Origin of the sequence: Rhodococcoides fascians A25f, assembly GCF_000760935.2 — a bacterium.
Classification (GTDB): domain Bacteria; phylum Actinomycetota; class Actinomycetes; order Mycobacteriales; family Mycobacteriaceae; genus Rhodococcoides.
The window spans coordinates 193,154-207,036 of sequence record NZ_CP049744.1 but is presented as its reverse complement, the minus strand read 5'-3'; the positions used below and the strand labels follow the sequence as shown (position 1 = coordinate 207,036).

Annotated in this window: 12 protein-coding genes; 9 read left to right on the top strand and 3 right to left on the bottom strand. The window is 64.3% G+C overall.

The features are described 5' to 3' along the window. Positions 1–18 precede the first annotated feature (18 nt). From lysX to BH93_RS00925, 5 genes are all read left to right on the top strand, one after another. Complete coding sequence (lysX, locus tag BH93_RS00945; RefSeq protein WP_037174943.1) at positions 19–3,330, top strand: bifunctional lysylphosphatidylglycerol synthetase/lysine--tRNA ligase LysX; 3,312 nt, start codon at positions 19–21, stop codon at positions 3,328–3,330. A gap of 108 nt (positions 3,331–3,438) precedes the next feature. After that, entirely contained in the window at positions 3,439–4,335 is an 897-nt protein-coding gene (locus tag BH93_RS00940) for an alpha/beta fold hydrolase (RefSeq protein ID WP_197914515.1), read from the top strand. Positions 4,336–4,435: 100 nt separating this feature from the next. Beyond that, positions 4,436–5,440, top strand: a complete 1,005-nt coding sequence (locus BH93_RS00935; RefSeq protein ID WP_032378786.1) for a beta-ketoacyl-ACP synthase III — start codon at positions 4,436–4,438, stop codon at positions 5,438–5,440. Positions 5,441–5,604: 164 nt separating this feature from the next. Continuing rightward, positions 5,605–6,006, top strand: a complete 402-nt coding sequence (locus tag BH93_RS00930; RefSeq protein ID WP_037174944.1) for a PPOX class F420-dependent oxidoreductase — start codon at positions 5,605–5,607, stop codon at positions 6,004–6,006. Between the two features lie 50 nt (positions 6,007–6,056). Further along, the gene (locus BH93_RS00925) at positions 6,057–6,533 is read left to right on the top strand and encodes a DUF4190 domain-containing protein (protein WP_052065281.1); all 477 of its coding nucleotides are present in this window, start codon (positions 6,057–6,059) and stop codon (positions 6,531–6,533) included. On the opposite strand, the gene BH93_RS00920 is transcribed toward BH93_RS00925, so the two are convergent. Then, positions 6,519–7,748, bottom strand: coding sequence for an MFS transporter (locus BH93_RS00920; RefSeq protein WP_052065346.1), 1,230 nt, complete (start codon positions 7,746–7,748; stop codon positions 6,519–6,521). The genes BH93_RS00925 and BH93_RS00920 overlap by 15 nt on opposite strands. An 82-nt stretch (positions 7,749–7,830) precedes the next feature. Between BH93_RS00920 and BH93_RS00915 the strand changes: the two genes are divergently transcribed. The 3 genes from BH93_RS00915 (at position 7,831) to BH93_RS00905 (ending at position 10,957) form a co-directional block, all read left to right on the top strand. Next, positions 7,831–8,742, top strand: coding sequence for a LysR family transcriptional regulator (locus BH93_RS00915; protein ID WP_155291029.1), 912 nt, complete (start codon positions 7,831–7,833; stop codon positions 8,740–8,742). A 4-nt stretch (positions 8,743–8,746) separates the two neighbouring features. Beyond that, positions 8,747–9,361, top strand: a complete 615-nt coding sequence (locus BH93_RS00910; RefSeq protein ID WP_037174946.1) for a histidine phosphatase family protein — start codon at positions 8,747–8,749, stop codon at positions 9,359–9,361. A gap of 87 nt (positions 9,362–9,448) precedes the next feature. Continuing rightward, positions 9,449–10,957 (top strand): phage infection protein, encoded by a 1,509-nt coding sequence (locus BH93_RS00905; protein WP_037174947.1) that lies wholly within the window; start codon positions 9,449–9,451, stop codon positions 10,955–10,957. On the opposite strand, the gene BH93_RS00900 is transcribed toward BH93_RS00905, so the two are convergent. Then, positions 10,892–11,188 carry a putative quinol monooxygenase gene (locus tag BH93_RS00900; protein ID WP_032378781.1) on the bottom strand — a complete coding sequence of 99 codons (297 nt, stop codon included), beginning with the start codon at positions 11,186–11,188 and terminating at the stop codon, positions 10,892–10,894. The two genes, BH93_RS00905 and BH93_RS00900, sit on opposite strands and share 66 nt — an antisense overlap. 98 nt (positions 11,189–11,286) lie before the next feature. Between BH93_RS00900 and BH93_RS00895 the strand changes: the two genes are divergently transcribed. Then, on the top strand, positions 11,287–12,813 hold the full coding sequence (locus tag BH93_RS00895) for an MFS transporter (protein WP_037174948.1): 1,527 nt from the start codon (positions 11,287–11,289) through the stop codon (positions 12,811–12,813). On the opposite strand, the gene BH93_RS00890 is transcribed toward BH93_RS00895, so the two are convergent. Then, the gene (locus BH93_RS00890) at positions 12,792–13,694 is read right to left on the bottom strand and encodes a cutinase family protein (RefSeq protein ID WP_032378779.1); all 903 of its coding nucleotides are present in this window, start codon (positions 13,692–13,694) and stop codon (positions 12,792–12,794) included. The genes BH93_RS00895 and BH93_RS00890 overlap by 22 nt on opposite strands. Positions 13,695–13,883: the final 189 nt, after the last annotated feature.

The window sequence follows — 13,883 nt, the reverse complement described above, 5'->3', positions numbered from 1 at the left end:
TGACTTCGGGAGTGAGATATGACGGCGACAGCAGTTCCCTCGGAGCGGTCCGGATCCTCGGTTCCCCGGTCGTTTTCGCCACCCGAGCGCGGTCGTTTGCGCGAGGTTCCGCACATCGCGGGGCTGGTGCTCGGGGTGTTCGCGGCGGCGTTGTTTCTGTGGAGTCTGTCGCCGACTCTTCGCTATCTCGTTCACGCCCCTCGCGAATACGTCGACAGGTACTACTTCGATGCGCCGGATACGAGTTTGTCCTGGGCGCTCGTTGTCGGGCTGCTGGCGGCGGCGTTGGCGAGTCGAAAGAGAATTGCGTGGTGGTTGCTGACCATCTATTTGGTGTTGTTGGCGATCACCAATGTCGTCGAAGGTATGCAGGACAAGGACATCAATTCATGGATTGCGCTGGCGGTCCATGTAGTTGCGGCAGGGTTGCTGATCTCTGCGCGTAAGGAGTTCTACACCCGTGTCCGTCGCGGTGCGGTGTGGAGGGCGCTCGGCGTGCTCGTTCTCGGAGCGACCATCGGAACCGTCATCGGGTGGGCGTTGGTGGCGTTGTTCCCTGGGTCGCTGCCGGAAAGCCAGACATTTCTGTGGGCCTTCAACCGCGTCACGGCGTTGGCGACCGTGGACAACGAACAGTTCGACGGCAGGCCCAACGGCTTCGTCAACACGGCGTTGGGACTGTTCGGCGCATTGGCGCTGTTGGGGGCCGTGGTCACGCTGTTCCGATCGCAGCGCTCCAGCAACGCGCTCACCGGTCGCGACGAATCGGCGCTGCGCGGCCTGCTCGACAAATGGGGTGCCGACGATTCCCTCGGCTACTTCGCAACGCGCCGCGACAAGGGCGTCATCTTCGCCACCAGCGGCAAGGCGGCGGTGACGTATCGCGTCGAGGTGGGGGTGTGTCTGGCGAGCGGTGACCCGATCGGCAACCCCGAGGCCTGGCCGCATGCCATTTCGGAATGGCTCGACCTGGCCGAGAAGTACGGCTGGACCCCAGCTGTCATGGGGGCCAGCGAGATCGGAGCTACGGCCTACAAGCGCGCCGGGCTCAGCGTCCTCGAACTCGGCGACGAAGCAATCCTGAAAACCAAGGATTTCAACCTCAATGGACGCGAGATGCGCCCCGTGCGTCAGGCGGTCAACCGGGCTCGCAAGGCGGGTGTCGTGGTCACGGTGCGTCGTCATCGCGATATCTCCTCGCAGGAGATGACAGAGATCATTTCCTGCGCGGATGCGTGGCGCGATACCGAGACCGAGCGCGGATTTTCGATGGCATTGGGCCGGTTGGGTGATCCGCTCGACGGCGATTGTCTTCTGGTGCAGGCGGTTCAGGGCGAGAAGGTGGTGGGTGTTCTCTCCCTGGTGCCGTGGGGACGAACCGGCGCCTCGTTGGATCTGATGCGCCGCGATCCAGCGTCACCCAACGGAGTGATCGAGCTGATGGTGACCGAATTGGCCACCGGTGCAGATCATTTCGGTGTCAGCAAGATTTCGCTGAACTTCGCGGTGTTCCGCGCTGCATTCGAGGAGGGCAGCCGAATCGGTGCCGGTCCGGTGCTGCGGATCTGGCGCAGCATGCTGGTCTTCTTCTCTCGGTGGTGGCAGCTCGAGGCGCTGTATCGATCGAACGTGAAGTATCTGCCGGAGTGGGAGCCGCGCTACCTGTGCTTCGCCGACAATCGAGTGTTGCCCAAGGTCGGCATCGCGTCCGCCATCGCCGAGGGCTTCCTCACGCTCCCGACGTTCCGGCGCGCATCGAAGCACACCGGGTCTCATGTCGCGGTGCCCGCCGCTCTGGCCGACGCCGAGGACATCCATCCCGACGGCAGCGGACCGAACACTCTCGCAGACGAACCCGTGCCCGGCCGAAAACGTCCGGACCAGGTGCGCGTTCGCATGTCGAAACTCGAACGCCTCCGGAACGAGGGTATCGAGGGATATCCCGTCGCTTATCCCCCGACCCACACGGTCGGCGACGCGGCGGCCTCGCCTCAGGGAACGACGGTCCGGATCGCGGGCCGCATACTGCGTATCCGCGACTACGGCAGCGTGTCCTTCGCCGTCATCCGGGACTGGTCGTCCGATATCCAGGTGCTGTTCGACCGCGAACGCGTCGGCGACAGAATCGAAGAATTCGATACCGACTTCGACCTGGGTGACCTCATCGAGGTCAGCGGAACCATCGGGTACAGCAGGCGTGGTGAGCTGTCGCTGCTGGCCACCGAGTGGCGGATGAATGCCAAATGCCTACATCCCTTGCCCGACAAGTACCGCGGTCTGACCGACCCGGAAGCACGGGTGCGGCAACGCTACGTCGATCTGGCGATCAATCGCGATGCTCGCTCCCTACTCATTGCACGGTCCAATGTTGTGAAATCCCTACGTGATTCGTTGGGAGAGCGCGGCTACATGGAGGTCGAGACCCCGATCCTGCAGCAGGTGCACGGCGGTGCGAACGCGGCACCGTTCGTCACTCATATCAACGCCTACAACCTGGATCTGTATCTGCGGATCGCCCCGGAGCTGTATCTCAAGCGCCTGTGCGTGGGCGGTATGGAGAAGGTGTTCGAGATCGGCCGGGTGTTTCGCAACGAGGGCGCAGATTTCAAGCACAATCCCGAGTTCACGATCCTCGAAGCCTACGAGGCGCACAGTGACTACGAACGCGCAATGGTGTTGTGCCGCGAGCTGATTCAGCGGGCGGCCGTTGCGGCGCACGGTCGCGAGATCATCCTGCGTCCCGACGGCCCGAACGGGGAAATGATCGAGATCGACATCTCCGGCGAGTGGCCTGTCAAGACACTGCACGGTGCCGTCGCCGAGAAGCTGGGGGTACCCGTCGAACCGGAGACTCCACTGGAGGAGCTGCAGCGACTGTGCGACGAAAACGACATCCCGTACGAGAAGTCCTGGGATGCAGGGGCGCTCGCGCAAGGAATGTACGAGCATCTCGTCGAGGACTACACGGAGTTCCCTACGTTCTACAAGGACTTTCCGACGTCGATGTCACCGTTGACCAGACCGCATCGGAGCATTCCGGGCGTGGCAGAGAAGTGGGATCTCGTCGCGTGGGGCGTGGAACTGGGTACCGCGTACAGCGAACTGACCGACCCCGTCGATCAACGGCAGCGCCTCACCGAGCAGTCACTGTTGGCAGCCGGCGGCGACGAGGAAGCGATGAGCTTGGACGAGGATTTTCTGCAGGCGCTCGAACACGGAATGCCGCCGACCGGCGGTCTCGGAATGGGTGTCGACCGGGTGGTCATGTTGATCACCGGAGGCAGCATCCGTGAAACGTTGGCTTTCCCGCTGGCCAAGCCACGTCAGTGACGCCTGAGTTCACAGTTCCGACTGGACTGAACGACGCAAAACAGGGAATATGGTTGTAAACCGTGGCGAAAACCGGAAACGCGTCACCGCTATCGCCCTGGAGAGAACATGGACCGTGGAGACAGAATCGAGCCCAGTGCGTTGTTTCCCGTGAAACATCCGCCGGGACGCTTCGTCGAGGTCGACGGCCAGCGCCTCCACGTACTCGTGCGCGGCTCCGGCCCCACGGTTGTCCTGTGCGGCGGACTCGGCAGCAACTGGTTCGACTGGCAGGACACCGTCGACATTCTGGGCCACAAGCACCACGTCGTGGTCATCGACCGTCCCGGCTTCGGACTCAGTGATCCGCTTCCCGCCGGTGTCACCCCCACCGTGCGGGGCGAAGCCGAACGCATTCTCGGAGTTCTCGACGCGCTCGGCGTCACCGAACCGGCGGTGGTTGCCGGCCATTCGATCGCAGGCTTCTATGCCGAGGCTGTCGCCCGGATGTACCCGTCTCGCATCTGCGGGGTTCTGCTTCTCGACTCCAGCGCCGAATCCGACCCGCGACGCATCATCCCGGCGGCCGTGCGCATCGAGGCCGCACGCAGGATCGCAGCGGTGCTCAGTGGAACCGGCCTGCAGAAACTGGTCGGCCCCCGTGTTCGACGCGTCCTCAATCAAGCAACGCCGCCCGACGGCATACCGCAGGAAACGTTCGACTGGGTGGACGACATCTACCGCCGGCCCACCTATCTCGCCGCCGCGCTGACCGAGGACGTCGTGTATCCGGATCTCGCTGTCGAACTGAATCGCATTCGTAAGCAGTTCCGACTCGACGTCCCCGTTATCGTGGCGGCCGCACACACCGGCAGGCCGTCGCCGTGGGGCAAGAGATGGATACGAACGCAGCGCAAACTCGCCGCCTACCTGCAAGCGGATTTCACCGTCGTCATGCCCGCCCATCACCACGCCATGATCGACAAGCCTGCCGAGGTCGCGGCCCTCATCGCCGAACTGGTGTGAACTCCTCGCGGCGACGCACGTAACGTGTGTCACCGAGCCCGCAGCCCAAGACCCGAGCCGAAGCTCGGCGATGGCGCGGTAGCACGAGAGGAAATTCAAGATGGGTGCGATCAGCACAACGCAGGGACGACAGTCGAAACTACTCGGACTCGGCGTTCACCGCCCCGAGCGAGTCGTGACCAACGACGAGATCTGCGAATTCATCGACTCGAGCGACGAGTGGATCCAGACGCGATCGGGAATCAAGAACCGGCGCTTCGCCGATCCCAAGGAAAACGTCGTGGAGATGTCCATCGCGGCAGGCCGTAAGGCGCTCGAAGCCAGCGGAATCACGGCCGACCAAGTCGACACCGTCATCGTCGCCACGTCGACTCATCTCGAGCTGACCCCTCAGGCCGCCGCAAAGGTGGCACACGGCCTCGGCACCAAGGGGCCGGCCGCATTCGACATCTGCGCCGGCTGCGCAGGCTTCTGCTACTCCCTCGCCGTCGCATCGGACCTGGTCAAGGCCGGAACGTCCAAGTACGTCCTGGTCATCGGCGCAGAACAGCTCAGCGTCACTACCGACCCCTACGACCGCACCACACGATTCATCTTCGCCGATGGCGCCGGTGCCGTGGTGGTCGGACAGAGCGACGAAACCGAGATCGGGCCCGCCGTCTGGGGCTCGGACGGCTCGCAATCCGACGCCATCGTCCAGACAACCGACTGGTACGACTACATCACCGAGGAAGGCCTCGAGCGACCCTGGATCCGGATGAACGGCATCTCCGTCTTCCGCTGGGCCGCATTCGAAATGGGCAAAGCTGCGCAGCGTGTCCTCGACGTCGCCGGCATCAAAACCGACGAACTGCACGCCTTCATCCCCCACCAGGCCAACAGCCGCATCACCGAACTGCTGGCCAAGAGCCTGAACCTCGCCGACGGCACCCCGGTCGCCAACGACATCGCGGAAACCGGCAACACATCGGCAGCCTCGATTCCCCTGGCCATGGAAGAACTGTTGCGCACCGGCAAAGCAAAAGCAGGAGATACCGCACTCCTCCTCGCCTTCGGTGCCGGACTCTCCTACGCAGGACAGGTAGTCAAACTCCCCAACCTGTAGTCGACACCTGGACTCGACTCGATTCCCACCGCGCCCGGATCCCCCAGTCGCTCGATGTGACATTCAGTGGCCTTTTTGGCAGTCAATGGCACATCGAGTGGACTTCGGGGGGCGGTGTGGGCGGAAGCAGGACCGGAGCGGTGGTCGAGTCGTAAGGTTGATGTATGCCGAAGCCCCCGTTGCCCGATGATGCTGTGGAATTGTTGAAGAAGCCGAATCCCGCGGTCATGGCTGTGGTTCGTGCCGATGGAACGCCGATCACCGCACCCACTTGGTATTTGTGGGAGGACGGGAAGATTGTGCTCAATTTCGACGCGTCTCGGAAGCGTCTCGAGCACATCAGGGCCAATCCGAAGGTCTCCATTTCGGTGTTGGACGAGGCCAGTTGGTACACGCATGTGACGGTGCACGGCTCGATCGAGTTGCAGGACGACCCGGATCTGGTGGATATCGATCGCATTTCGACGCATTACACCGGGAATCCGTATCCGGTTCGGGATCAGCCTCGGGTGACCGGATACGTGACCGTCGACGCGTATGTGGGCTGGGGCAAGCTCGGGACGTAGCCACTGCGTGCGCTCTTGCGGCGGCGGTGTCGAAGTGTCAAACTCCCGCAATGGTGAATCCGCAGGGCGAGGGCAGCGATCCGTTCGACGCATCCGACAAGGATCAGCCCTACCCGGGCCAGCAGCAGTACCCGCCGTACCAGAACCCCCAGTACCAAAACCCCGAGTTCCAGAACCCTCAGTACCCCAACACCCAATATCAAAATCCCCAGTACCCCAACCCGCAGTACGGGAATGCACCGTATGCCGGTGGGGGATATCAGACGCCCGCACCCACCAACACGCTGGCGATCGTCTCCCTCGTGTTGGCGATTCTGGGTCTGACGTTTCTGCCACTGATCGCGTCGGTGTGCGCCGTGGTCTGCGGCCACCTGTCGCGTGGTCAGATCAAGCGCACCGGCGAGGGCGGATCCGGGTTCGCTACGGCGGGCCTGGTGGTCGGGTACGTATCGATCGCGCTGTTCGTCATCGTGGTGGGGGCCATCATTCTGTTCGCGGTGGCGGCGTCGACCTCATCGACCTACTGAGACTGGCCGCGCCAGCCGACCGCCCAGGCACGCAGCCCAGATTCCTGCGACGACGGCCAACGCAATGACGAACAGCGCCAACGCGTTCCATCCCAGGGATTGGAAGACCACGCCGCCGAGCCAGCCGACGATGGACGATCCGCCGTAGTAGAAGAGGTTGTACAACGAGGTCGCCTGAGCGCGGCCGTGCACTGCGCGTTGCCCGGTCCATCCCGACGCGATGGCGTGGGCGGCGAAGAAGCCCATGGTCAGGATCACCAGGCCGATCAGGATCACGGCGAGGTTCGACGCCATCGTCAACGCCACTCCGACGATCATCGTGGCGGTGGCTCCGGCGAGAACTGCTGATCGTCCGTGCTTCGTCGCCAGCTTCCCGCCCACTCGGGACGAGACGGTACCGCTCAGATAAGCCACGAAGATCAGGCTGATCAGCGATTGCGGTAGCCCGAAAGGCACGGCCTCGAGCCGGAATCCGAGGAAATTGTAGATCGCGACGAACCCGCCCATCAGCAGGAAGCCCTGGCCGTACAGCGCCAGCATTCCCGGTTCGCGTAGGTTCACCCACAGCCGACTCGGCAGGTCGCGGATTTCGCTGTGTGCCAGTGTGGTTCGCGGTTTCGGGGCCAGCCACACGAAGAGCGCGGCGGCCAGCGCGGCAATCAACGAGACGGTCAACGTGCCGATGCGCCAGTTGGTGTATTCCGCAACGGGTCCGGCGACGATGCGGCCCAGCAATCCGCCCAGCGTCGTCCCCGAAACATAGGTGGCGGCGGCGAGTGCGGTGTGACTGCGGTGCACTTCCTCACTGAGGTAGGCGATCGCAATCGCCGGAAGTCCGCCCAGTGCAGCACCTTCGAAGAATCGAACGACCAGCAACACCTCGAGCGAGGGCGACAGGGGAACCAGCAGACCCAGCGTCGTCGCGACGAGGATCGAGGCCGTCATCGCCCGCACTCGGCCGACGCGATCGGCCGCCACGGACCAGGGAATCACCGACACTGCCACCCCGACCGTCGCGAGACCGACGGCCAGCGACGACTGCGACGGCGTGATGTCGAGGTTTGCGGCAATCAGCGGCAGAATTCCCTGCACCGAATACAGCTGAGCGAAGGTCGCAACTCCGGCGAACAGCAATGCCAGCACCAACCGTCGGTACTCGCGCGATCCCCTGGGGTGTCCCTCCCACTCGAGGACGTCGGTACGCGTCGTAGTCATACCGATCACGTTAGAAGCGCTCACTACATTCGTCCAATGCATGAGACGTGTCCAATCGATACGGCAGAGCTATGATTCGACCATGCGGCGCGAAACGATCGGGCTGTTGCCCCTATTGCCGACGCTCGTCGCGGTAGCCGACACCGAACACATCACCGACGCCGCTCACGTTCTCGGCGTTCCACAACCCACCGTCAGCCGTCAGGTCGCTCGCGCGTCGGCGATCCTCGGCGTCGACATCGTGGAACGACGCGGCCGCGGCATCGTGCTCACCAGCGTCGGACGCGTGTTGATCCCGTACCTGCAGCGAGCGTTAAGCGACCTCGACGCCGGCATCGACGCCATGACCGAGCACGACGCCCGAGCCAGGGGCCGCATCGCCGTGGCGTTCCAGAACACTCTGGGCGAGGACGTCGTACCCGCGCTGATCCGTCAGTTCCGCGTCGACCACCCGGCCGTCACGTTCGATCTGGACCAGGGCGCCCGCGCACGCTGCCTCGAGCGGCTCGCCGATGGGGCGTCGGACCTGGCGTTCGTATCTCTCAGCGCCGAGCACACCGACGCCAATTCGTTCCAGCTCTACGACGAGCGGCTGATGCTCGTCGTGCCCTCCGATCATCGCTTCGCGTCGAGAAGAACCGTCGATCTCGCCGACACTGCAGACGAGAACTACATCGCCATGGGCCATGGTTTCGGAATGCGATCGATCTGCGACGAGTTGTGGGCCGACGCCGGCTTCAGCCCGCGCATTGCATTCGAGGGCCAGGACACCCACACCGTGCGCGGACTGGTCGGTGCCGGTCTCGGGATAGCCATCCTGCCGCGAATCCGTGCGCACGGCGGTGAGGGCGGGACCGTCGACATCGGCCTCACCCAACCCGCGGCACGCAGGCGCATCGGCATGGTGTGGAATCCCCGAGCCGACCTTCCGCGCCAGGTGGCCAGTTTTCGGTCGATGGTGCAACGCAGCGGTCGAACACTCGTGATTAGGTGAGTCGATGCAACTGGTTCTGGTGCGGCATGCGCTGCCGCAGCGTTCGGAGACCTCGGCCGATCCTGCTCTCGCCGAGCTCGGCGTCGAACAATCCCGGCGTGTGCCGGATGCGGTGGCCCGGTTCCCGATTTCTCGAGTCGTCGCGAGTTCCCAGCTCCGCGCCGTTCAGACGGCACAGCCGTTGGCCGATCGGCTCGGTCTGACCGTCGAACCCGACGAGCGCTTGGCCGAATACGATCGCGATTTCGGCGGCTACGTCCCGATCGAAACGGCCAAGACCGAGTTCCGCGAGGCCTTCGATCGCATCAAGGCCGGGCATCTCCCCGAACAGGTCGACGAGCACGCGTTTCGTCAGCGCGTGCTGGCCGGGGTGGCCGACATCGTGTCGGCGAGCAAGCACAACGACACCGTCGCACTCTTCGCCCACGGCGGCGTCATCAACATCCTGCTGCAGGACATCCTGCACACCCCGAAGGTCCTGGGTTTTCCGATCGACTACTGCTCGGTGACGCGCATTCTGTTCTCGCGGAGCGGTGCGCGATCGGTGTCCTCGGTGAACGAAACCGAGCACGTATGGGACCTGCTACCTCGCAATCGGCAATCCACAGAGACCTCTTAAAATCCCAGGTCAGCACCATCGAACACGGCGTTTGCGATTGCTCGTCGGTTCGGAACGCCGTCAGCGGCAGTTAGCCTCGAACTCATCATGGGTGAACTGCGTATCTTCCGACGTCCTGCCGTTGCTCTCACCGCACTGGCGTTTCCACTGGTGGCAGTCGGTGCTTTCGCACTCGGCACCGGCTACGACCTCGGCGGCGAGTCCGCTCCCGACACGACCACGGTCGCGGCCGAGACCGAGCAGGCACCGGCATCCGAGCAGGCGTCGGCAGATCCCCTGGCTGCGGCGCGGACCAGTCTGAACAGCGCGTCCCTTCCCATCACCTTTCTCTCCAGTGGTATCGGTCAGCTGACTGCCGGCGGAACGCAGCTCAACGACGGCGTCGGGCAGCTCGCCGACGGCATCACCCAGGCTCACGACGGAACCATCCAGCTCGCCGACGGGTTCGGGCAGTACCGCGACGGCATCGGCCAGCTCGGTGACGGCGCATCGCAGATCAGCGGTGGCGTCGACCAGGTGGTCGACCAGCTCACCGGATTCGGAGCTCTGCAGGCCGACTTCACCGCAAAGCTCGCCGCCACCGCGGACCAGGTCGATCGCTTTCCACACCCGGGATCCGACGCCATATCCGGGGAAATCCGGGGCGTCATCGACACCCTGAACACACAGGCCTTCGGTCCCGATACGCTCGCGCAGCTGCAGACCCTCAAGGGTGGCGCTCAGCAGCTCTCGACCGAACTGAACGACCCGAACAGTCAGTTCCTCGGTGCCACCGCGCAGCTCGGCGACGCGACCGTGCAGTTGCGTGACGGACTCGGCCAACTCGACGACGGCGGCCAGCAGCTCAAGGCCGGCACCGATCAGCTCGTGACGTCGGTCAAGCCGGTCGAGGGAATCGTCAACGGCATCGCCACCAACGTGCGTGACGCCTCCGCGGCACTTCCGCAGGGAGCCGCAGCCGCCACCGAGGACGCCACCTCCGATCAGAACGTCGCCGCCACGTCGACGAGCACCGGCACCGGTGCCACCCCGTACCTGATCGCCGCCCTGGTTGCCCTCGGAGCTCTCGGCTGCGTCAGCCTCGTGCGGGTCCTGGGCAGGGATACCAAGCCGCGCTGGCTCGCCGTCGGAGCGGCCGTCGCCGCGGTGGGCGTCAGCGCCGCATTCGCGTTCGCCTTCGCCACCGACGCCGCCATCGGACCGGTGATCGGAGCGGGCGTGTTCCTGATCGTCTCCGCCGCGGCATATCTCGCCGCAGCGGGCGCAATTCAACGCGTACTCGGTGCTGTGGTGGGTCAGATCGTCAACGTTGTCGCCCTCGCGGTGCAGGTCGTCGTCTGCGGCTTTGCGTACGCATCGACGGCACCGATCTGGGGCGACCTCGCCGCATTCATGCCGATGAGCTACACCGCCGCCGGTGCCCGCATCATCGCGTCGGGCGAGATGAGCGGGACCGGGTGGCTGGCGATCGGTGCCACGGTTGCTCTGCTGGCTGTCTCGGCACTCGTGTACGTCAGCGCGCGGGGTGACTCAGCCGACGGGCCGGAGCGGGTGGATAGCGGGCGGGGCCGCGAGATGGGCACCGAACTCGCTTAGAGCCTGCTGCAGATGTGGAGTCTGCATGTGACCGTCCAGGTCCTCCTGCGACTTCCACAACTCGACGGTGACGAAGGTTCCCGGCTCGACTGCCGACTCGAACAGCTCGTACGAGATGTTGCCCTCTTCCTTCCGGGTTTCGGCCACCAGGGCCGACAAGCCGTCGCGCACAGCGTCGATAGCGTCGGGCTTGGCGATGATCGTCGCGACAACCTGCAGATCGTTGCTCATGAGGTGATGTTTCCTTCTCTCGGCGAGTCCCACTTTCCTCACCGAACGTACTCCCGACACCCCTAAGCTGAGGTGTCCGTACGGAAAGGGAAGTCACAGTGAGCCACAGGACCACCGAGCAACGCGCCACCAAGAAGGATTGGCTCGGCCTCGCTGTCCTGGTGGTACCCATCCTCGTCGTGTCGATGGACATGTCGGTGCTCTATCTGGCTCTGCCGTTCATGACGGCCGATCTCGAACCCACCAGCAATCAGACGCTGTGGATTCTCGACATCTACGGATTTCTCCTCGCCGGCCTGCTCATCACCATGGGCTCTCTCGGTGACCGCATCGGCAGGCGGACCGTCCTGATGATCGGCGCAGTCGTGTTCGGTGCGGCGTCACTCGCCGCGACGTTCTCCACGTCCCCCGAGATGCTTCTCGTCGCACGCGCCCTGTTGGGGATCGGCGGAGCGACCATCGCGCCGAGCACACTGTCGTTGATACGCAACATGTTTCACGACCCCGCTCAGCGCAAGGAAGCAATCGGACTGTGGACCGCAGGGTTCGCCGGCGGAGCCGCAGTAGGCCCCGTCATCGGAGGTGTTCTGCTGGAACATTTCTGGTGGGGTTCGGTGTTCCTGATCAACATTCCGATCATGGTGGTGCTGTTCGTCGCGGCACCGCTGCTGGTCCCCGAGTTCAAGGATTCGGACCCCGGAAGATTCGATCCGATCAGCGTGATACTCGCAATCTCCTCGATGCTCTCGATCGTCTATGCCATCAAACACGGCGCGCAGGAGGGGATCGACGCAGCAACGATCACCACGGCCGTGCTCGGGCTGGCGCTGGGCACGGTGTTCGTCATCCGGCAACGGAAGGCCGCGAATCCGCTCATCGACGTGACGCTCTTCGCCGAACGAGCCTTCAGCGCAGCGGTTGTGGTGCAGTTCCTCGTCATCTTCGCCATGACCGGGTTCAGCCTGTTCGCTTCGCAGTACCTGCAACTCGTCGTAGGCCTCGGACCGCTCGAAGCCGGACTGTGGCTGCTGATACCTGCCGTTGCGGCGGCGGCCGGTGCCGTCCTTGCGCCGACACTGAGCAAGGTGATCAGGACCGGCACCATCATCGCCGGGGGCCTGCTGTTCATCGCCTTCGGTTGCGCGGCAATGGTCTTCGTTGCTGCCGACTCGGGCCTGCCGTTACTGCTCACCGGGATGGCCCTGTTGACGTTCGGAATCGGAGCGGCGTCGACCCTCAATTCGGACATCGTCCTCACCGCCGCCGCACCCGAGAAGGCCGGTGCCGCATCGGCATTATCGGAAACCGGAGCCGAATTGGGCGGGGCCGTCGGCATCGCGATCCTCGGCACGATCGGCAGCACCGTCTACCGCCACCGCATGGAAGACGTCATCCCGGTCGGCACGCCCGCCGAGATCGCCGATCCCGCCAGAGAAACCATCGGCGGTGCCATCGCCGTCGCCGACTACCTGCCGGAACCGTTCGGCTCGCAACTGACGGCCGTCGCCAACTCGTCGTTCATCGACGGCTTCAATCTGGCGGCCGGATGGAGCGCTGGTCTGATGGCCGTCAGTGCGGTGGCTGTCTTCGTGCTACTTCGCCGTCAGACCGCGTCGGAGAGATAGCGCGCCAACCAGCGCGTCGCGGACTGGCCGTTGTCGACGTCGTAGCTCTGGTATTCCTGATGGATTCCCGAGCGGTAGAACGCTTCGATCTCTCGGCTGCGCTGTTCGTTCGCCTGGTCGGTGAGCTGACCCTGCAGAACCGGAAGGCCCCCGGCCGCCGCCAAGTCCGCGATCAACGACTGCGCTTCCTGCGAGTACTGATCGGCTACATCGGGCGCGGGGTTGGAGGAGACAGCGAGGAAGCCGGCCAGACGCGCCACGTAGTCGTCCTTCGGTGTCGAGCAGTACAGATCGCCGACGGCGCAGAACGTCCGCACCACGGGGCTGACGTAACCGAATCCTCCGACGCGAGGTCCACCGACCCCGGTGCCCACCACGGCAGGACCGACCAGAGCGTCGGTGTCGGAGCGCTTGGGATCCGAGATCAGACCCACCGCCACCACCTTGTCGGCAGGCACAACACCGACCCCGGTGCCGATCGCCGCGGCGAGATCACCGGCTGCGTCGGCTCCCTGGCTGTAGCCGATGATGCCGAGTTTTGTTGCCCCACAACGATCTGCCATCGCCTTCAGCATCCCGCCGGCATTGGTGACCGCAGCGGCGCGTGACTGCCCGTAGACCTCGCCCTCCCACGGGAACGCGGTGGCCGGATACGAGACGTAGTCGGTGCGAATGTCGTCGCCGAGACGATCGGTGACGTCGGTGAGCATCCCCGGCTTCGGTGCAGCACCCGAGCTGGTCTCCCACGTTCCCGGAATGGCCACGACGTACATGGACGGGCAATCGCCCGGATCAGCAGCGGCGGGCGATGCTCCGACGACCAGACCGGATGCAACCGCTGCAGCGACGCCGACACCGGCGCAGATCTTCTTGACACTCATGGGGAGGGGGCCTCGCTGGGTGATCGAACGCTTCGTTGTTCGATACCGACAATGCCAGGGGCCTGTGACCATCAGATGCCTACATGGTTAACGGACGTAACCGTATGGCGGATTCTCGGCACCCACCCGGTGGGATCAATGTGAGATTCAGTCGCTCAGAATGCAACAAAGGGACATCGATCCCACCGG